Source organism: Komagataeibacter europaeus (assembly GCF_002173515.1).
GTDB classification, from domain to species: Bacteria; Pseudomonadota; Alphaproteobacteria; order Acetobacterales; family Acetobacteraceae; genus Komagataeibacter; species Komagataeibacter europaeus.
In genome coordinates this window covers 1,805,938-1,825,243 of sequence record NZ_CP021467.1, presented here as the reverse complement: position 1 = coordinate 1,825,243, position 19,306 = coordinate 1,805,938, and the positions used below count along the sequence as shown (strand labels likewise).

At 59.0% G+C, this 19,306-nt stretch carries 15 protein-coding genes and 1 pseudogene; 5 read left to right on the top strand and 11 right to left on the bottom strand.

Features of this window, described 5'->3' with window-relative positions:
• Positions 1–703 precede the first annotated feature (703 nt).
• Positions 704–829: pseudogene (locus S101446_RS18410) on the top strand (IS481 family transposase); the annotation flags it as partial.
• 51 nt (positions 830–880) lie between these two features.
• Here S101446_RS18410 and S101446_RS08375 read toward each other — a convergent pair.
• From S101446_RS08375 to S101446_RS08340, 8 genes are all read right to left on the bottom strand, one after another.
• Positions 881–2,332, bottom strand: coding sequence for an NCS1 family nucleobase:cation symporter-1 (locus S101446_RS08375; protein WP_087608112.1), 1,452 nt, complete (start codon positions 2,330–2,332; stop codon positions 881–883).
• A 66-nt stretch (positions 2,333–2,398) separates the two neighbouring features.
• Entirely contained in the window at positions 2,399–2,842 is a 444-nt protein-coding gene (locus tag S101446_RS08370; RefSeq protein WP_087608111.1) for a MarR family winged helix-turn-helix transcriptional regulator, read from the bottom strand.
• A gap of 58 nt (positions 2,843–2,900) precedes the next feature.
• Positions 2,901–4,238 (bottom strand): MFS transporter, encoded by a 1,338-nt coding sequence (locus tag S101446_RS08365; RefSeq protein ID WP_244184121.1) that lies wholly within the window; start codon positions 4,236–4,238, stop codon positions 2,901–2,903.
• Positions 4,239–4,339: 101 nt separating this feature from the next.
• A complete protein-coding gene (locus tag S101446_RS08360) occupies positions 4,340–5,140 on the bottom strand; it encodes an alpha/beta fold hydrolase (RefSeq protein WP_087608109.1) in 801 nt (266 codons plus the stop codon).
• A 23-nt stretch (positions 5,141–5,163) separates the two neighbouring features.
• Positions 5,164–5,919 carry a maleate cis-trans isomerase family protein gene (locus tag S101446_RS08355; RefSeq protein ID WP_019090515.1) on the bottom strand — a complete coding sequence of 252 codons (756 nt, stop codon included), beginning with the start codon at positions 5,917–5,919 and terminating at the stop codon, positions 5,164–5,166.
• Positions 5,919–6,581, bottom strand: coding sequence for an isochorismatase family protein (locus S101446_RS08350; protein ID WP_087608108.1), 663 nt, complete (start codon positions 6,579–6,581; stop codon positions 5,919–5,921). The genes S101446_RS08355 and S101446_RS08350 overlap by 1 nt, the downstream gene beginning before the upstream one ends.
• A gap of 56 nt (positions 6,582–6,637) precedes the next feature.
• Complete coding sequence (locus S101446_RS08345; RefSeq protein WP_087608107.1) at positions 6,638–7,669, bottom strand: M29 family metallopeptidase; 1,032 nt, start codon at positions 7,667–7,669, stop codon at positions 6,638–6,640.
• A 96-nt stretch (positions 7,670–7,765) separates the two neighbouring features.
• Complete coding sequence (locus S101446_RS08340) at positions 7,766–8,893, bottom strand: FAD-dependent monooxygenase (RefSeq protein WP_087608106.1); 1,128 nt, start codon at positions 8,891–8,893, stop codon at positions 7,766–7,768.
• A 598-nt stretch (positions 8,894–9,491) separates the two neighbouring features.
• Here S101446_RS08340 and S101446_RS08335 point away from each other — a divergent pair.
• Positions 9,492–11,843, top strand: coding sequence for a TonB-dependent receptor (locus S101446_RS08335; RefSeq protein WP_053322704.1), 2,352 nt, complete (start codon positions 9,492–9,494; stop codon positions 11,841–11,843).
• A gap of 549 nt (positions 11,844–12,392) precedes the next feature.
• On the opposite strand, the gene S101446_RS08330 is transcribed toward S101446_RS08335, so the two are convergent.
• Positions 12,393–13,589, bottom strand: coding sequence for an amidohydrolase family protein (locus S101446_RS08330; RefSeq protein ID WP_087608854.1), 1,197 nt, complete (start codon positions 13,587–13,589; stop codon positions 12,393–12,395).
• A gap of 249 nt (positions 13,590–13,838) precedes the next feature.
• On the opposite strand from S101446_RS08330, the gene S101446_RS08325 reads away from it, so the two are divergent.
• Together S101446_RS08325 and S101446_RS08320 are read left to right on the top strand one after the other, a co-directional pair.
• A complete protein-coding gene (locus S101446_RS08325; RefSeq protein ID WP_087608853.1) occupies positions 13,839–14,426 on the top strand; it encodes an amino acid synthesis family protein in 588 nt (195 codons plus the stop codon).
• Positions 14,427–14,496: 70 nt separating this feature from the next.
• Positions 14,497–15,078, top strand: coding sequence for an amino acid synthesis family protein (locus S101446_RS08320; RefSeq protein ID WP_087608105.1), 582 nt, complete (start codon positions 14,497–14,499; stop codon positions 15,076–15,078).
• Positions 15,079–15,198: 120 nt separating this feature from the next.
• Here the strand turns inward: S101446_RS08320 and hydA are convergent, their stop codons facing one another.
• Together hydA and S101446_RS08310 are read right to left on the bottom strand one after the other, a co-directional pair.
• A complete protein-coding gene (gene hydA, locus S101446_RS08315) occupies positions 15,199–16,584 on the bottom strand; it encodes a dihydropyrimidinase (RefSeq protein ID WP_087608104.1) in 1,386 nt (461 codons plus the stop codon).
• Positions 16,585–16,965: 381 nt separating this feature from the next.
• Positions 16,966–17,643 (bottom strand): TetR/AcrR family transcriptional regulator, encoded by a 678-nt coding sequence (locus S101446_RS08310; protein WP_087608103.1) that lies wholly within the window; start codon positions 17,641–17,643, stop codon positions 16,966–16,968.
• Positions 17,644–17,948: 305 nt separating this feature from the next.
• Here S101446_RS08310 and S101446_RS08305 point away from each other — a divergent pair, with 305 nt between their 5' ends.
• Complete coding sequence (locus S101446_RS08305) at positions 17,949–19,301, top strand: NAD(P)-dependent oxidoreductase (RefSeq protein ID WP_087608102.1); 1,353 nt, start codon at positions 17,949–17,951, stop codon at positions 19,299–19,301.
• The last annotated feature ends 5 nt before the right edge of the window (positions 19,302–19,306 follow it).

Genomic DNA, 19,306 nt, shown 5'->3' with positions numbered 1-19,306 from the left:
GCTATTTTTCAAACTCGATCATTTTCGGGATGCTTCCCTACGGTAATTGCTCGCTGGACCTCACGCGTAGCTGCGGGTTGTATATCCGATTTAGGTAGAACCGGACGGCATTGGCGCACCCCTCCAGGACGAGCGCCTCGGCAGTTTGGGCAGTGAAGGAGGGTAGGGTAGGGACCCTGATCGGTACCACGCGAAAGTCTGTTGGGTTGAATCTGTCCAAGGGCGGATGCGATTGAGGAGCCGACCATTTCGCGTAGCTTCGCCTAAGTGGAGGGGCGGCCGAGATGGGCGCTTTTGGAGACAGTATTACGTGACAGTCCTAGGGTGCTCGCCAATTCGCCCTTCGTGATGTGCAGCATATTGCTAAGTCATTCTACGGCGATCAGTCCGGATCGATCGAAAGCAGCAGAGAGGAACGTGGCCTCGGACATAACATATTGCCTCACAAATTGGCTATTTTATGGGGTCCTATATGAGGCAATCTGCTTCTGACAAAGATTCTGGTTTGATGTGTTCATGCGCTCTGGCATGATGACGCTGTCATGCGGCGAGGCGCGGTATCTCGCGGTCCACCAATCGCAAATATCGTTGGTTGCCTACCCCCGCAACCATGAATCAAGTCCGCAATCAGACATAAAACCCGCCTCAGTCAGGCGGGTTTTTTGTGTTCGGAAGCTGGTGCAGGATGCACATAGGATGCAATATCCTGCATCTGACACGCTCAGCGTTGCATTGCTGTTTTCAGTATCACGGGATTTCACGCCTGCCTGACATTGAGGGAAACAAACCGCAGGGACAGTACTTCAGGCATTATCCCATAGGCCTTTTTCCATCTTGATCGGGACCGACGTCCTTACATGCTTTTGATTTCGGAACTGTATTAAAGGGCAGATCTGCCAGCAAGGCGGGCTGAATACCGGCGCATGAGCATGCCATACAATATTGCAGCAATTCCCCCGCCGATAAACAGGGACAGGTTATGGATGGGCTCCAATGCTGGCATGAAGACAACCGCACTTCCTGCGATAACCGCTACGACCGTCACCAGAATGGCTACCGGATTTATGCCGTTATGGTACCAGTACGGCAGGCTGCTCTGGCTACGATAAAGGGCGTCCATATCGATCATACCGCGGCGCACGATATAGTAATCGGTCAGTAAAATGGCGATCAGTGGCCCGATGAAAGTGGCCAGAACATCCAGTGTCAGATGGATCAGTTCCGGGCGGGCGTACAAATTCCACGGTGTCATTACGACAGCCCCGGCTGCTGCCGCCATGCCGCCCTTGCGCCACGAAATTCGATGCGGTGCAAGATTTGAGAAGTCAAACGCGGCCGAGACAAAATTGGCAGCAATATTAATCCCTGCAGTCGCCATGACAAAAGTCAGCACACCCACAATAACGGCAACCGGACTGTCAATCTGGGCCACGGTTTCAACCGGATCAAGAATGATGCGGCCAAAAACGGGCTGTGTCAGAACGATCGTGACAAGCGTAAGAAGGGAAAACCCCATGAAATTAACGGGTAGACCCCAGAAATTGCCGCGCCTGATGGCTGACATTGAAACACCATAACGCGAAAAATCGCCAAAATTCAGGGCAATGGGCGCAAAATAGGATACGACAAGGGCAATCGCATTGATCATGCCCATGATCCGCGCCGGAATTGTGTGGTGCGTAATGCCTGGTATGTCGAATGAGAAGTGATCCCATCCAGCCCGAGACAGCAGCCATGCATCCAGCCCGATCATGACGACATAGATGATGGGCCCGGCCCAGTCGACAAAATGACGGATCATGTCCATACCCCGCCAGAACACCAGTGCCTGTATGATCCACAGCATGATGAAGGCCATCCAGCCCAGCGTCGACAGGCCGGCAAAACCATGAATGCCGACCTGCGCCCATGGTGTCAGTTCCGGCCACTGGCGCAGGAGCAGGACAACAACCGCATTTGATGCCAGCCACGTCTGTATGCCGTACCATGCTATTGAGATGATCCCGCGTATAAAGGCAGGAACAAGTGCCCCATGCACGCCGAACGCCATGCGCGCCATGACGGGATAGGGCGCGCCTGAAATCTGGCTGGGGCGCGCGACAAGGTTGCACAGGACCAGAATGACAAGGATCGCCAAGATCAGTGCCATGAACACATCCGTCACAGGCAGCCCCATGGCAAACAGGCTGCCCATCGTGACGTATCCGCCCACGCTATGGATGTTTGACATCCATAGCGAGACATAATCAAACCAGCCCCATGTCCGCATGCCGGTAGGGGCAAGGTCTGCATTGGTCAGATGCGTATCGGGTGTGCCTGCCCCATCATGCATGTGGATCTCCTGCTTGCTCGGTATATGGTAGTGCCCGGGCCTTACGGGCACCCGGGCATGATCGTATTATTCCGCCAGCTTGCGCAGCACATGTAACGCCGCGATCCGTTCGCACGCATCAAGCGGTTCAAGCGTAAGTTCGGAAACACGGGCGGCCTGGGGCAGGTAGGTACGGACCATTTCCATGCCCTTTTCACTCAGCGACAGCAGGCGTTCACGCCGGTCATCGGGGTTGCCGCGAATATTGATCAGTCCACGCTGCTTCAGGCGCGAACAGATGCCGCGCAGGGTGGCATGGTCTATCGCCGTGATCCGGCCGATATGAATGAGCGAGCCTTCCTTTTCCCTGAATACGGTCGCAAGGACCGCAAACTGGACGGATGTCAGGTGATCATCGGGAATGACGGTCTGGAACAGGGAAGTATGACGTTGGTATGCCCGGCGCAGAAGATGGCCGATCTGCTGATGCAGGTCATAGGTGGTATATGTCGTGTCGTCTGTCTCGGTCATATTACAGTCCTGCCCGTTGCATGCGTGCGCGGCGCCTGGCCCTTCGGCTGCGGCACCCTCAGCTATTGTGTTCCGCCGGGGCGGTGCGGGCAACATTGATCAACCGGGCCGGAATGGTGGCGACCAGTCCTGCCCCCATGGCGACACACCCGGCAAAGACGACAAAAATTCCCCATGAGCCGGGCATGATGCTGCGCGCCCACCCGATCAGGTCGGTCGCCATGAAGCCGGCAAGGTTGCTGATGGCCCCGACCAGCGCCAGCCCGGCTGCAACCGTCGCCGCTTCTGGCAGCAGGAGCGAGGGCAGGGTCCAGAATGGCGGCAGTGCGCCCAGGATGCCCATGTTGGCAAGCGTAATCAGCATGATCGCCGCCGTTACGCTACCCTGTGCCAGTGGCAGCAGGGCAAGTGCGGCCGCCCCGATCAGGACCGGCACGACAATATGGCCTTTCCGTTCACCCTTGAGGTCGGAATGCCATCCGTTGACAATCATCGCGATGGCGGCGGCAATGTTGGGGATGGCCGTAAGCAGCCCCACCTGTAGCGAAGACACCACCCCGGCCTCCCGCAAAAAGGACGGCAGCCAGAAGGCAATGGTATACAGCCCGAGCAGCAGCGCGCCATCCGCCAGGCCCAGCAGCCATATGCGCCGGTTGCGCAGGGCATCTGCCATGGCGCGCAGGGAATGGGTATGGTCCACGGGTACGCAGCGTGCCGACAGCATGGCTTTCTGCACAGGTGTCAGGAAACGCGCTTGGGCAATACTGTCGGGCAGATAAAGGAAAACGGTGATCCCGATCAGGACAGGGGGTACCGCCTCCACAAAAAACAGCCAGCGCCAGCCCGCAATTCCGCCATAGCCCGCCATCATGTCCAGGATCATGCCCGATAACGGGCCACCCAGCACACTGGCCAGCGGGATGCCGATCATGAACCGTGCGGTGACACGCGCACGGTATTCGGGCGGAAACCATTGCGAGAGATAGAACAGCACGCCGGGCATGAAACCGGCTTCGGCAATGCCCAGCAGCAGGCGCAGGACATAGAATTCGGCCGGGGACCGGACAAACGCCATCGCCCCCGAACACAGCCCCCATGTAATCAGGATACGCGCCAGCCACCGTCGTGCGCCCACGCGCACCATCAGGGCATTGCTGGGCATTTCACATATGATATAGCCAAGGAAGAACAGGCCTGCCCCCATCCCGTAGCTGGCCTCGCTCATGGACAGGTCCGACAGCATCCGCAACTTGGCGAAGCCCACGTTCACCCGGTCCAGGTAGGATGCCAGAAACCCGAGGAACAGCAGCGGCAGCAACCGCCATGCCACGCGACCGCATACGGGGGCGAGAGCGTTATTCACACGAGGCGCGTCGGTCGGAGGGGTCGCATTCATCAAAATACCTTGCTCTGGCCCAGTACGTTCTTTAATCGCAGCCATGTCCGGCGCCCGTTCCCCGGTCATCCGCCCGGTACGGGGCGGATGCGGTCATGGTATCAGGGCAGCTTGAAGCCGTTGAACGACGTCATGAAACCAGCAAGGTTGTCCCACGGGATCATGTGGCCCGCATCGGGCACCCGGTCCATGACGATGGAAGGCAGCAGGCCCGCGATCTCGGCCTCGTCCTCGGGCAGGATGACATTGCCGCGTGTCGCGATCATGAGATAGGTCGGCACCGTGAGATGGGGAATATCCTGATGAATATCCTCGGTATGGAAGCCTTCATACGTAATGCGGGTGGCCAGTTCCTCGCAGGTGTGCAGCCATTCGGCACGCAGTTCGAGCTGTTCCTCGGTCCAGGTGGGGCAGAAACGGCGCATCGCCTCGGCATCCATGCCCTTGCGCGCAAGGCGGATGGAATCGACATACCATGGCAGGCTGGATGGGTAGGGCCTGCGGCCCGGGCCGCTGACCGGCGGATCAACCAGAACAAGTGCCGCGATGCCGGATGCGTCCTGCCGCCCGAGGCGGATGGCGATGCGCGCGCCCATGGAATGGCCCAGCACCACGCAGTCCTTCAGGCCCAGCGCATCAATGAAGCCCCGAACATCCCCCGCATAGGCATCAAGGTCATAGGCAAGGTCATCACCCCCCTGCGACAGGCCGCGCCCGCGTATGTCCAGAACGTAGACATCATGCGTGCGGGCCAGTTCCTCGGCCACGAAACCCCATGTGATGGCAGGGCTTGTGATGCCGGGCACCAGCACCAGCGGCGTGCCCTTGCCCCCATAGCGCAGGTAATGCTGGCGGATGCCATTGGCATGGACATTCGCACCATACTGAAAGGATGAGGTCATGACGGGGTTCCTGTTTTAAATAATCAATATGCACCGGACAGCAGCGCGCCGCCGCCGGGTGCGATGCGTTCCAGCCCCAGCCGGGTCAGCATGGCGTGGGTTGTCGCGATGGCAGCGCTCAGCACGGGCTTGCCGGTCTGCGCCTCGATCATGGGGACAACGGGAAGCGAGGGCATCTGAACACAGGCCGAGGTCACGATGGCGTCGGCATCGGCATGGTTCAGCTTCGCCACGATGCCGGGCAGGCGCGCGGGATCATGACGGGCGACATCAAGGTTATCGGGTATTTCCAGCGCGATGTGGTCGATGACCTCGTAACCCTCGTCGGTCAGGTAGTCCATGACCATCCGTGTCAGGGGTTTCATGTAGGGGGCGACCAGCACGATGCGGCGCGCGCCCAGTACCCGCAGTCCATCCACCAGCGCGCCCGCGCTGGTCACGACCGGGGCGGCGCCGCCATTATCGACCGTGCACTGGTGCAGTCGCTTTTCCGAAACACGATGATAGCCCGGTCCCATGGACATGGTGGCCACAAGGCAGGCATAGCCCAGCACATCAACCTGTGCATCGCTCAGTTCCAGCGCGCAGCGGTCGGACTGTGCATCCATGGCCGCCAGTTCTTCCTTGCGCACCGTCTTCATGCGCATGCGTGCGGAATGGAAGGTAAACCGTTCGGGCCGGATCAACTGGCGGGCAGCCAGCAGGGCCGGGATCTCGGTTTCCATGGTCAGGTTCGAACTGGGTACGATCTGACCGATCCGGTATGGCGTCCCGCGCATCAGCGTGCCGCCTGCGTTGGGGTGGAAAGCTGTTCAAGCAGCGCGTCAAGCATGATTACATCGCCGCATTTCTGGCTCATGTCGAACAGGTTGGCTTCATGCGGGCCGATGGCGCGATCCCCCACGCAGTCGGAAATCACGACCGGGCGGAAGCCAAGCTGCATGGCATCGAGCACGCTGGCCCGCACGCAGCCACTGGTCACGCAGCCCGCCACCACCACGGTCTGCACGCCCTGTGTGGCGTACCAGCTTGCCAGCGGTGTCCCGGCAAAGGCGGAAGGCACGGTTTTACGCACCACGTATTCACCCGGTGCGGGCGTCAGTTCGGGCACGATGGCGCTTGCGGGATTATGTTCGGTCAGGCCCAGCATGCTGGGCACTTTTTCGGAAAAGATATTGGCGTCCGCGCCATCATCGGCAAAGACGATGCGCGTGTGCGCAACCGGCCAGCCCAGCTTCCGCGCCGTCGCCAGCAATGTGGTGGTGCGCGCGATGGCGGGGGGAATATTGCCGCCACCGAACTGCTGCGGATCGGCAAAGCCGTTTACGAAATCGACAATCAGCAGGCCAACCTTGCCAACAAGGCCAAGCGGTCGGCCAAAACCCTGGCGGTGGTACAGCGCGGTGTCCTGTTCGGGGGCGGATGTCTCGATGGGGGGCATAGTCTATCCTTTTCGAATTCTACATCATGTCATTTCGTAACTTTAAAGAAATGATGTCAGAGTACATGCCCTTTTTCCACTACCGGCCTGCCATCAAGCATGACCGTGCAGTTGCGCATGGGGATATCGATATGGCAGGCCGTATCGCGCGTGCCCCCGGCCTCGTTATTCGGGCCGGTGGACCACAGGAAGTTTCCGGCTACGGCGCGCGGGTCCATGCCGATCGTATTTTCGGAATCATAGAATCCCATGACCGACCAGTGCGCACGATCCTGCAGCCCCCACCCGACATGCGACAGGGCATAGGCTTCCGGGTCGCGGAAGGAATCCATGTAGGATTTCAGCAGGTCCGCATCCAGCCCGCCGGAAATATCCACCACGTATCCATTGCGGATGGTGCAGGTGATCGGGTCGCGCACATAGGATTTATGCGGCAGCAGGATATCGCCACGATCCAGCACGATGGTGCCGTTGGCCGACCCTTCGTTCGACCATGTGGCCAGAAAGCCGCTGGGCCAGTGGTCCCACCGGCCGGGCCGGTCACAGAAGCCATATTCCTCCAGGATGGGGAAGTCGCCGAGTGCGCACTGCATGTCCGTGCCCGCATCGGACGTGACATGCATGGTGCGGGCCGCGCGCAGCACGGCGGAGGCCGCCAGCACGCGATCACGGTCCTGCAGGGTAGGCAGCAGGCGCACCAGCACCTCGGGCGGTTCCACCGCCAGCAGGATACGACCGCCCGATGCCAGTATCTCATGCTGCTCGGGCGAAAAGAGCAGCGTCATGAGGTCGAGGACCAGATCGCTTTCCTTCAGGATCGCCATGGCCGCGCGGTTGCCGGTAAGCGGCGTGGTGCCGACATAGGCCAGCGGATCGCGTGAAAGCGACAGGCCGCCATTGGTGGGCTGCAGGTCAAGCCGGTTGACCACCAGCCCCTTCAGCCCGGCCGCGATGATGGCGCAGCGCATGGTCTGGCGGTTGGTCTCGGACGAGGTCAGGACCGTAACACTCTGGCCTGTGGCCATGCCGGACAGGTCGAGTACCTGCGTCCATGCCTGAATGAGTTCTGCATCGCTGATTGAGGGCATCGGACCTGCTCCATGAATAGGGCCTGCGGGTGGGCCGTGGCACCGGACGGGACATCCACGTGGCCATGGCTGCCCATGGCCACGCGCGGGAACGGCTTATGCGTGCAGATCGACACCATAGACGTCATAGCCATAGACCCATGACGGATCTTCATTCGTGCGCAGCCATGTATTGGCGTTCGATACTTCCTGCACGCGGGAGGCACGGCCCATGCGGTGGTGGCGATAGGCCTCGAAACAGGTATTGGGATCGTTCGTTTCGATTTCGGTCATGCAGCGCACCAGCATGGCCGCATCCTCGATCGCCATGGCGGCGCCCTGCGCCATGTGCGGCTTCATCGGGTGGCAGGCATCACCCAGCAGGACCACGCGGCCACGATGCCAGACGGGCAGCGGCTTGCGGGTATAGAGCGGCCATTTGGTAATGTTTTCGGCCGCATCGATATAGGCCCGTACCAGTGGGTCGTAACCGGCAAAGGACTTGTGCATTTCCGCATGCGTGCTGGGCACCCAGGAAACCCCAAGCGGCCAGCTTTCGGCCGGTTCGCCTGTGACGAAATAGAATTCTTCCTTCTTGCGATCAAGGAAGTAGGTCATCATATGCCGGTCGGATGACCACCATTTCACGCATTCACCCACGTCCAGACCGGCCAGCTTGCTGGCCTTGATCATGCCACGATGACCGATCCAGCCGGTAAACAGCGGGTCTTCCGGGCCAAGCAGCTTTGCACGCACACATGAATTGAGGCCATCGGCGCCAATCAGGATATCCACTTCATCGGACGTGCCATCCATGAACGATAGCCGCACGCCCTTGTCATGTGCATGCAGGTCGGCAAGGCATTTGCCGAACTGCACGTTGGCCGCGTCCACCGCGCCCAGCATGATCTGGTGGGCTTCGCCACGGTGGATGGTAATATAGGGCGCCTGGTAGCGCGCGCGGTCGGCGTTGAGCGGAATGCGCGACAGGTACGCGCCGTCCGTCGCATTGCGGCTGCACCAGTACTGCGGTTCGTTCGCGACTGCGGCCATGCTTTCTTCAATGCCGAGGCGGCGCATGATCTTCATGACATTGGGACCAAGCTGGATGCCTGCCCCCAGTCGGGAAAACGCCGGCATCTGATCATACAGCACCACATTGAAACCTGCGCGCTGCAACAGGCCCGCCGCAGTCGTGCCACCCAGTCCGGCGCCGACGACGCCAATACGCAGAGAGCGTTCCATTCATCCTGCCTTCTTGCTTGATCTGGCGGGCACGCGCGACCGCCAGGTGTTAATTCATGATATATAACGTATACGCCATATATCGGTGAATCAAGATTTATTCCACCTAAACAACGTTATTACAGTTTCATCGCGGGAAGTGGCTGGGAATCAAGAAATTTCCCCTGCCAGACAAACGGTGCCAGCCGGGCGCGCGTAGCGGAAATTGTTTGTATTAATCCATGACGCGCACGCAGTTTTTTAATAACTCCATGTTTATAAACGTTATTTATTAGGTGTGTTCTGCTGGGTAAAAAGTCGTCCCATGTACAATATGGACTGGAATCAGATAAAGCCTGCAGGAATCTGTGTCTAAAAAGACACAATTCGTCCTATTTGAATTCGTAACGTATAAAAAACAATTCCAAAGGGGCGACCGCATAAAGTAGCGTATACAACATTAAGGCCGGAATCGGCTGTATCCCGCTAACCGGAGGGGGTTTTATCCGTGCGGGGGATGCACCGACATCCATGACCAGAGACCAGATTTCAAAAACAGATACTTGCGCAATAACGCTGCCTGCCTACCCGCATCCCCTAATATGAAAGGAATACATGCATGATCTGGAAGCATGTGAAATATCTGCACCTGCCCCTGTCCCCGATCATCATGCTGGCGCTGTCCACCCAGCACTTCGCGCATGCCGCATCTGACCCGCACAAGAAAGCAGGAGAACATACCACCCCGAAAAATACTGCCGCGCACACGACCGCCCGCGCGGGCGCCAACGCCACGGCGGCGCCGGAAAAGATCAGCGTTGTGGGGTCAGGTTCAACCCGCCAGATGCAGTCAATTTCCCGCCGTGACCTGCAGTATCTCGTACCGGGCACCACGCCGCTCAAGGCGGTGGGGAACATGCCCGGCGTACAGTTCAGTTCATCTGATCCGCTAGGCATCGACCTGTGGTCACAAAGCTTCTACATGCATGGTTTTACCAGCGATCAGCTCGGTTTTACCGTTGATGGCATCTCGCTGGGCGGGCAGGGATATGAATCCCACGATGGCGTGCCCGTCAACCGCGTGATCAGCAACGAAAACATTTCCCATACCGACGTGTCGCAGGGGGCCGGCGGGCTTGATACCCCGTCCACCAGCAACCTTGGCGGCACGGTGCGTTTTTACAGCGATGACCCCAGTGACAGGATGGGCGGCAAGGTTGCGCAGACATTTGGCAGCTATAATGCATTCCGTACTTTCGTACGGTTTGACAGCGGCAAGCTGAACAAAAGCGGGACGAAATTCTATATTTCCTATGACCGTCGCGCCGAGGACAAGTGGCTGGGCGGGGATTCGCAGTTTCAGCAGATGGTGAATACCAAGCTGGTGCAGCCGATCAACGATCACACCACCTTCAAGGCCTATTTCGACTGGTCGAGCGAGGCCGCCGCCTCCTACCTCGACAATTCGCTCGAGATGCTGAACAAGGTTGGATACGATTCAGATTATTACTATCCGAATTACGGCGCGGCACTGAATGCGGCCAATGGTAACTACCCCTCCAAATATCAGGGCCTGTCCGATCCGAAGAACGCGGCCTATTACCGTGGCATCGAAACCAGCTCCTATTACGTGGGCGGCATGAGCCTGGACAGCAAGCTCAACAAGAATCTTGAATCCAAGACCACCTTCTACGGTGTTGGCAAGCGTTACGATGCGTGGTGGACCTCGCCCTATGTCAGTTCGCCCAGCGGGGCGCCGCTGGCGGCGCAGGACCAGGCCATGAGTTCACGCAGGCTGGGGTTCCAGACCGATCTCATCTACCGTTTCAGGCATCATACCTTTGATGCGGGTTTCTGGTACGAGAACTCCACCTACAGCCCGGAAATGGATTACTTCAACGAACCCAATTCCGCCAATGGCACGCCTTATAACGAAATCGCCCATAAGGGCGAGCCGTTCATGATCGGGTATGGCGAGGCCTTCAATACGAATACCTATGTCTTTCACCTGCAGGATACCTATAAGGTCCTGCCCAACCTGACCCTGCATGCCGGCTTTCGCACCATGGTCGTCAATGCAAGCGACCGCGTGACCTATAACGACGCACGTTACACGGGCGGCCAACAGATTCCGGCCGGTTCGCTTACGGCGGAAGCCGCCGCCCTGCCGCAGTTCAGCGGTAACTGGCGTTTTGCCCCGCATAACGAATTCTATTTCGATATTTCCAAGAACATGCAGGCCTATCCGGAAGGTGGCTATAACATGTTCTCGCCGTGGGGCGCCGAAACGCAGTCCGATTTCAATGCCCTGAAGAAAAACCTCCGGCCTGAAACCGACTGGGTGTACGAAATCGGCTATCGCCTGCAGACGCGTCGCGTCATCGGGCTGCTGAACCTGTACCATACCGACTTTTCAAATCGCCAGCAGTCGATCTCGGTTGGGCCGCTGGTCACGGCTCACTCGCTGTTTGAAAACGTTGGCAGCGTCAACATGAACGGTGTGGATGCCAGTGTGACATTCATTCCGGTACGGCACCTGTCGATCTATAACAGCATCAGCTACAACAGTTCCAAGTTTGAAAACAACCTGACTTCGGGTGGCGTCCTGTATCATCTTAAGGGCAAGCAGGAACCCAACTATGCTCACCTGATGTACAAGAACTCCCTCAACTATTCGATCAAGGGGATCAATATTCACTTCGATACCCTGTTCATGGGCAAAAGATATCTCAGCTATACCAACGACACGCGCGTGCCGTCCTACTGGCTGGAGAATTTCGGCGTCAGCTACACCTTGCATGACGTGTCGGTTGCCCGGAACCTCAAGTTTGACTTCAACATCTACAACATTACCGATGAACGCTACATTTCCAACATGGGCAGTGGTGGCAACCCGCTTTCGGGTGATTACAACAGCCTTCAGGTTGGCGCGCCCCGGTCCTTTTATGGCACCATCAGCGCGGATTTCTGATCTGTCTGCGTAAACCTGACCGGGAGGATGACCTGCGGGTTGTCCTCCTGGTCATTACATTCATCCTGCTTCGGTGCAGTACGGGCAGGCCGCTTGCTGATCTGGAGGCTCTGTCTGAAAAGTCAGATCGGGAACAATCCCGCAATCATAAAGAAGTTTTTGGTGAAGCTTTTTTCAAAAAGCTTCGAAGAACGCCACCTTTTTGAAAAAAGGTGGCACCCAAAAACTTTTATTATTTTTTATCAACGAGTTGTTTTTTAAACGGCTTCTCATGTTCCCAGCGAAAGCCTTTACGGCTTTGCCAGGGATGGGTTTATGGCTGCGGGGTGCGTAGATCCTGTTCAGCCATGCCGGATGCAGGTTGATCAGCAGCCACGATATGGCAGCGCTCCCTTTCGATCAGGGGCGTCACCAGCCTGGTACCCGGATGGCATAAATGCACGAAGGGATATCCCATCCGTATCACGATGCGATATCCCTTGCGGAAACATATCCTGGCGTGCGTTATTTCAACGGGTTCTATCTGCCATTACTGATGCAGTAATGATTTCAGGCGGATATGATGGTGGGAATACGTTCGGCCGGTGGTGTATTGCGGCTGCGCTGGCAACGGACAACGCCATCAATCATCACCATGCCCACGCCGGGAATATCCCCTTTCTGGATACTGTCCAGAATGTCCTTGCCCGAACTGTGCTGGGCCTTGTCCATGAAGACCAGATCCGCCGGGCGTCCGACCTCGATCCGTCCCACATCAAGATCGCGCATGCGCGCCGTATTGCCGGTGGCGCAGCAGAACATGATTTCCGCAGGCGTATCGCTGAAAGACGACAGCATGGAAATCATGCGCAGAATGCCCAGCGGCTGCACGCCCGACCCGGCCGGTCCATCCGTGCCAAGGATCACACGATCCAACTGACCCAGTTCCCTGGCGTAACGCAGCGCTGACAGCCCCGCCAGTTCGTTCCCGTTATGGACGATTTCAATACCCCGTCCACATCCCTCGCACAGGCAGCGGATCTGGTTCAGGGGCAGGGCCGTATGGCCACCGTTGATATGGCCGATCACATTGGCGTCGGCTTCCAGCACCATGTCGGCATCGATATATCCCGATCCGGGCACGCTGGGGCCGCCGGTATGGATTGTGCTGCTGATACCGTATTTGCGTGCCCATGCCACCATCTGCCGGGCTTCATAGCCGGACTTGACCGACCCCAGTCCGATTTCCCCCAGCAGCCTGACGCCACTGGTGGCCATGTCCCTGAAGTCTTCCTCGACCATGCCCTGTTCGATAACAGGGGCGCCGGCATGCACCTTGACCCCACCCGGTCGGAAATTGCTGAAGGCCCGCTGCGCCGCGATGGCCGTGGCCTTCAGGCCCACAATATCACGTGCGCGCCCCGGCATATGTACCTCACCAGCGGAGATCATGGTCGTGACGCCGCCATGCATACTGCTTTCGATCCAGCTCATCTGGTTCTGCCGCGGCGTCCAGTCCCCACATACAGGGTGTACATGACTATCGATCAGGCCCGGTGTAACCGTAACACCCATGGCATCGATAATGCTGTCTCCATTATCGGTGTCGCAGTCCTTTTCTTTCCCAATTTCCTTTATATTTCCGTTCTCTATAATAATGGTGTCGGCATCAAGAACGGGCTGTTCCAGCATGCCCGACAGAAGCAGGCCGATATTGCGGATGACGGTTTTCCGGGCGGACGATGGGGCCGGGCTGGAGAGGGACATGGTATTTTCCTGCATTGCCAACGGAGATCAGGCCAGAAGTTGCGGGTTTCCCGTTGCAAAATATGAAAACCGTCTGGACTGGTCATGAAAGCATCGATCAAATAAAAATTTCCGTCAATATTACTTTTCGATACCGAATCGTTTTTATAATGTATACGCTATGATTCGGTGTCCTGAACCGGCCGTATCATGGCCGCCAATGTCCAGAAGGTCAGATGCATGACGATACATTCCCCCCAGGATGAAGACATGGCGGTAAAGATACCGGCTGTCAGGAAATACGTGACCATAACGTCGGAAACCGTGATGGATGAAGGCCACGACATCCGGCATCCGGTGCGCAGGGCGGCTGCCATGGCGGTCATCACCAATCCTTTTGCTGGTCATTATGCACGGGACCTGTCTGTCCTGGTGGCGATGGGGGCAACGCTGGGAGCGGAATTGTCCCGGCGCGCCATGGTGGCGCTTGGTGATGTCCGGGCCGATGGATATGGCAAGGGCGCGATCGTGGGGGAAGGGGGCGCACTGGAACATGCCGCGGCACTGTTGCATCCGGCCATGGGCGCGCCGTTGCGTGCCAGTCTGGGCGGTGGCAGGGCGCTGATTCCCAGCGCCAAGAAAATGGGGGGCATGGGGTGTGCGCTTGACGTGCCGACGGGGCATAAGGATGCCGCGTTCGTCAGGAGCCATTTCGATGCCATGGAAGTGCGCGTGCAGGATGCCCCCCGCCATGACGAGATTGTTGTTGCCGTGGTGCTGACCTGCGGCGGGCGTCCCCTGTCGCGCGTGGGCGGCCTTGCGGCGCAGGACATACAGGGCGAAGACGGCCTGCGATGACACGCCGCCATGCAAAGGTACGCTCTGTCTGGACCGCTTCCATCCTGATGCAAAGCCGGGAACACTGTCCATGAATGAAATCGACATACGCAAAACCAAGATAACACTGGAAACCACATATCATGACCGTGGTCCCCCGCTGGCCATGCCGCTGCGTGTCGGTTGCGCCATGGCGGTCGTGCACAACCCGTTTGCCAACAGGTATGAGCCCGATCTGATGCCATTTCAGGGCAGGTTACGCAGTGTTGGCGAACGCCTTGCCCATGAACTGCTTGAAGTCATGGGCGGGCCGGACAACGTGCAGGCTTATGGCAAGGGGGCGATTGCCGGTGAAGATGGCGAGATCGAACATGCGGCGGCCTGGCATGAGGCGGGCGGATGGGCCATGCGCGCGGCGTTGGGTGCGCCCAGGGCAATTGTTCCCGCGGCCAAGACCATCGGGGGGCCGGGGACGCGCCTTATGGTGCCGCTGGGCCATATTCATGCCAGTTATGTACGCAGCCACCTGTACACAGCCGAAATGACATTATGGGACGGGCCGCGCCGCGATGAACTGCTGTTTGGTCTGTTCATGGCCTCGGGCGGCAGGCCATATGCCCGGCTTGGCGGGCTGGCGGCGGACCAGATCTCGCAACATGATGGACAGCGCTGAACGGCATATGTCCCGTGGTTTTTCTGATGCGCGACACGCCCGGAACCTTGAGGAGCCGGAACAGGGCCGTGACCCATACACGAAAGGCGGCAGCATCCCGTCTGCCGCCCGGCCTGGTGTTCAACGGCGCGGCAGGGCAGGACGTTCAATATAGCGGCCCGCGCCGCGTATGGCCCGTAGATCACCATCATCCCATACGACGCGTCCCGCGCTGATGGTGCGTCGGGCAACGCCGGTTACAGTCATGCCTTCGTAAATGTTGTAGTCCACGTTCTGATGATGGGTACGTGCCGAGATGGTGCGTGTGCCCTGCCCATCCCACAGCACCAGGTCAGCATCCGCCCCGACAGCGATGCAGCCCTTGCGCGGCAGCATATTGAAGATACGCGCCGTGTTGGTGGAGGTGATGGCCACGAATTCCTGCGGGCTTAGCCGTCCGGTGGTTACGCCATGGTGCCACAGGATGCTCATGCGGTCCTCGATACCGGGGGTGCCATTGGGGATATGGGTGAAATTGGTGCGGCCATTTTCCTTCTGGCCTGCACAGAAACAGCAGTGATCGGTGGCCGTGGTCTGTAGTTGCCCCGATGTCAGGCCTGCCCACAGCGCATGCTGGTGATGCCTGGGGCGGAAGGGCGGACTCATGACATGGCGCGCGGCAGTCAGCCAGTCGGGAGAGGAATACACGCTGTCATCAAGCACCAGATGTTGCGGTAGCACTTCACCATATACCCGCTGTCCCCGCATGCGGGCATCCGCAATGGCGCGGGTCGCTTCGGCGGTAGAAACATGCACGATATAGATCGGGGCATCCAGCAGCCCCGCCAGGGCAATCACGCGCTGGGCGGCTTCCCCTTCCACCATGGGCGGGCGGGAGAGGGGATGCGCGTCCGGGCCGGTACGGCCTTCCGCCAGCAATTTCGCCTGCATGTAGGCGACGGCATCGCCATTTTCCGCGTGGACGGTGCACAGCGCGCCCAGTTCCCCTGCGCGACGGATGGAATGCAGCAGCACGTCATCATCCACCATCAGGGCGTTCTTGTACGCCATGAAATGCTTGAACGAATTGACACCGCATTCATTCACCAGGGTCGCCATGTCCCGGTGGACCTGATCATCCCAATGGGTGACCGCCACATGGAATGAATAATCGGCGGCCGCCTTTTCGGCCTTTACCCGCCATGCCTTCCATGCCTCCAGTAATGAGCCGCCCGCTTTGGGAATGACAAAGTCGATGATGCAGGTCGTGCCGCCCGCCAGTCCCGCTGCCGTTCCGGTATGGAAATCATCGCTGGCGACCGTGCCCATGAAGGGCATTTCCATATGGGTATGCGGGTCAATACCACCCGGCATGACCAGCAGGCCATCCGCTTCCACTACCTCGCAGCTGGAAGGCGTGTCGATTTCGGGTGCGATCGCGGCGATACGCCCGTCATCACCGCACAGTATGTCGGCCCTGAACATCCGTTCGGCTGTGACAATCGTACCGCCCCTTACATGAAGCATGACCGTCTTCCTTCTGTCTGGTATTGCGGATTCGAAACGGGGTTGTCATTCCATATCGGAACCGTATTGTTATTCTGACCAGATGGTCAAGATTATATCTCCTGCCCAACGGAGCGCAAAGGCATCGCCATGCCGGGCGATATCGCACGGACAGCCCCCGGTGTAGGTGAACCACTCATTTGTGCGGTGGCCTGATTACGTCTCGCTCGATGGCCAATGGACACGACGTGGGCGGTCATGGAGTGGCAGCCAACCTGTCTGCGGTCAGGTTGGCGGATCAGTCCGGCTTTGAGTGCGATGGTGATATTGTCCACGCCGGGACGGGCGGCGTTCGTGCTGTTGTGGAAAGCGGAGGGCAACCTGTCGTTGCCTGTATGCGATTCAGCGTGTTTTTTTCACGGAAAGGTCGACCGGATCAGACAGGATGGAGGTCGCCAGTTGCATGATGGTCTGGCTGCCTGTCTCAAAATCCTTTGCGCCCAGCCGGGATTTGCCGAGCACGGCCGCCATCTGCACCTGCATGTCGGCATAGGCCTGCGTCATGGCCCACAGGCAGAACAGGAAATGCGTGGGGTCAACAGATCCGATCAGGCCGGCTGCATGCCACTGTTCAAAGACTTCCCTGCGGTGTTCCACATGCCTGCGCAGCGTTCCAGTCAGGAAACCATGGACATAATGCCCCCCTGACAGGAGTTCATGGGCAAACAGGCGCGAGGCTTCCGGGCGCAGGCGGGAGAATTCCATCTTGGAACGGATGAAGCCCTCCAGCCCTTCGCGGGGGGACCTGTCGGCCGAAAGCCACCGTGTGGCATCCCCCAGCCAGTCTTCCAGCAACTGCTGCAATGTGGCGCGGTACAGGTCTTCCTTGGTGCGGAAATAGTAGTGGATATTGGCCTTGGGCAGGTTGCTGGCCTCGGCAATGTCACTCATCCGCGTGCCTGACAGGCCATGCGCTGCGAAAACCTTCTCCGCTGCATCCAGGATCTGACGGGTATTGTTCTGGCGGGGCATGCCGGTGCGCTTGTTGCGTGCCGGGCGGTCTGCGGTGGAAGAGGGCATGGGCTGGCCGGGGGCACCTTACAGGGGGGGAAGGGAGGTCAGGATCAATTTCCCAAGCCGGGCATTTCGCGTCAATCACTTCCATTCGCCCATGCTGTGTTTTTGATGCAGGCGAACAGGGCCTGTCATCCGCATGCGCGTCATTGAACCGGAACCATTGCACGGGCCTGTTATTTGCCGGGAACGGACGGAATGGTCTGGCCGAACGGAAATCAGGAAAAACCTGACCATATAGTCAGAAAAACATTGCGATCACGCATTGAACGGTCTTAAGCTGTCCTCAACACACAGATGCTGGAGCGATCATGTCGCAGGGTCCCGATATAGCGCCCGGACGTCTTTCAGATGTCGAGCTGGCGCTTAATTTTTCCGACGCCCATCCCCCGCTGACCCATGCACAGGCCGTGGTAGAGGCAGACCGCTGCTTCTACTGCTATGATGCGCCGTGCATCGAGGCCTGTCCCACGGGTATTGACATTCCCCGCTTCATCCGGGCCATCGCGACCGACAATATGGCGGGTTCGGCCAGGACCATCCTTGAATCCAACATCCTTGGCGGTTCCTGCGCCCGTGTCTGCCCGACCGAAATCCTGTGCGAGCAGAAATGCGTGCATAACATGCGTGAGGATGGCCAGCCCATCCGCATCGGCATGCTCCAGCGCCATGCCACGGACTGGCAGATGGATCATGGCGGCCAGCCCTTTGCCCGTGCCCCGGCCACGGGATACCGCGTTGTCATAGTCGGGGCGGGGCCAGCCGGGCTTGCCTGCGCGCACCGCCTGGCCATGCATGGTCATGACGTTATTATCGTTGACCGTCACATCCATGCGGGCGGGCTGAATGAATACGGTGTCGCCGCCTACAAGCTGGCGGATGACTTTGCCCGGCGCGAGGTCGATTTCCTGCTGGCGATTGGTGGCATCTCCTTTGTCGGGGGGGAAGTTCTGGGCCGCGACATGACGGTGGCCAGCCTGCGGCGCAAGTATGATGCGGTCTTCCTAGCGGTCGGGCTTGCTGGTGTCCGCTCCCTTGGGATCGAGGGGGAAGACCTTGAGGGCGTGATGAACGCGGTGGACTTCATCGAGGGGCTGCGGTCGGTCAACCGCCGGACCGTGCCGGTGGGCCGCCGCGTGGTGGTGATCGGCGGTGGCAACACCGCGGTGGACGCCGCAGTCCAGGCCCGCAGGCTGGGTGCGGAGGATGTCACCCTTGTCTATCGCCGGGGCGCGGAAAACATGTCCGCCACGACGGTGGAACGTGAATGGGCGCAGATCAATGGCGTCACGGTCAAGCTGTGGGCGGCCCCGGTCCGGCTTGTGGCGCGTGATGGCGTGCTGGCCGGTATTGAATTCGCGCGTGGCCGGATCGGCCCGGACGGACGCCCCGCCTACGATCAGAACAATACCTTCGTGCTGGAGGCGGACATGGTGCTCAAGGCCGTGGGGCAGACGTTCATGCCCGATCCGCTGAATGGGGAAAGTATCGCCATTTCCGGTGGGCGCATCATGGTTGATGAGACGGGCCAGACCACCATGCAGGGCGTTTACGCGGGCGGTGACTGCACCCCGGGCGAGGACCTGACGGTTGCCGCCGTGCGCGACGGGCGCAACGCGGCCGAGGCGATTAACGCGGCCTATCTGGCGGCGACAGGCAAGTAAGGAAA

Excerpts from the sequence above, each read along its gene's own strand:
- S101446_RS08325 (WP_087608853.1), top strand. The coding sequence starts at position 13,839 with ATGGCGGTAAAGATACCGGCTGTCAGGAAATACGTGACCATAACGTCG.
- S101446_RS08320 (WP_087608105.1), top strand. The coding sequence starts at position 14,497 with ATGAATGAAATCGACATACGCAAAACCAAGATAACACTGGAAACCACA.
- hydA (WP_087608104.1), bottom strand. The coding sequence starts at position 16,584 with ATGCTTCATGTAAGGGGCGGTACGATTGTCACAGCCGAACGGATGTTC.
- S101446_RS08340 (WP_087608106.1), bottom strand. The coding sequence starts at position 8,893 with ATGGAACGCTCTCTGCGTATTGGCGTCGTCGGCGCCGGACTGGGTGGC.
- S101446_RS08335 (WP_053322704.1), top strand. The coding sequence starts at position 9,492 with ATGATCTGGAAGCATGTGAAATATCTGCACCTGCCCCTGTCCCCGATC.
- S101446_RS08305 (WP_087608102.1), top strand. The coding sequence starts at position 17,949 with ATGTCGCAGGGTCCCGATATAGCGCCCGGACGTCTTTCAGATGTCGAG.
- S101446_RS08350 (WP_087608108.1), bottom strand. The coding sequence starts at position 6,581 with ATGCCCCCCATCGAGACATCCGCCCCCGAACAGGACACCGCGCTGTAC.
- S101446_RS08360 (WP_087608109.1), bottom strand. The coding sequence starts at position 5,140 with ATGACCTCATCCTTTCAGTATGGTGCGAATGTCCATGCCAATGGCATC.
- S101446_RS08330 (WP_087608854.1), bottom strand. The coding sequence starts at position 13,589 with ATGTCCCTCTCCAGCCCGGCCCCATCGTCCGCCCGGAAAACCGTCATC.
- S101446_RS08375 (WP_087608112.1), bottom strand. The coding sequence starts at position 2,332 with ATGCATGATGGGGCAGGCACACCCGATACGCATCTGACCAATGCAGAC.
- S101446_RS08355 (WP_019090515.1), bottom strand. The coding sequence starts at position 5,919 with ATGCGCGGGACGCCATACCGGATCGGTCAGATCGTACCCAGTTCGAAC.
- S101446_RS08370 (WP_087608111.1), bottom strand. The coding sequence starts at position 2,842 with ATGACCGAGACAGACGACACGACATATACCACCTATGACCTGCATCAG.
- S101446_RS08310 (WP_087608103.1), bottom strand. The coding sequence starts at position 17,643 with ATGCCCTCTTCCACCGCAGACCGCCCGGCACGCAACAAGCGCACCGGC.
- S101446_RS08365 (WP_244184121.1), bottom strand. The coding sequence starts at position 4,238 with ATGAATGCGACCCCTCCGACCGACGCGCCTCGTGTGAATAACGCTCTC.
- S101446_RS08345 (WP_087608107.1), bottom strand. The coding sequence starts at position 7,669 with ATGCCCTCAATCAGCGATGCAGAACTCATTCAGGCATGGACGCAGGTA.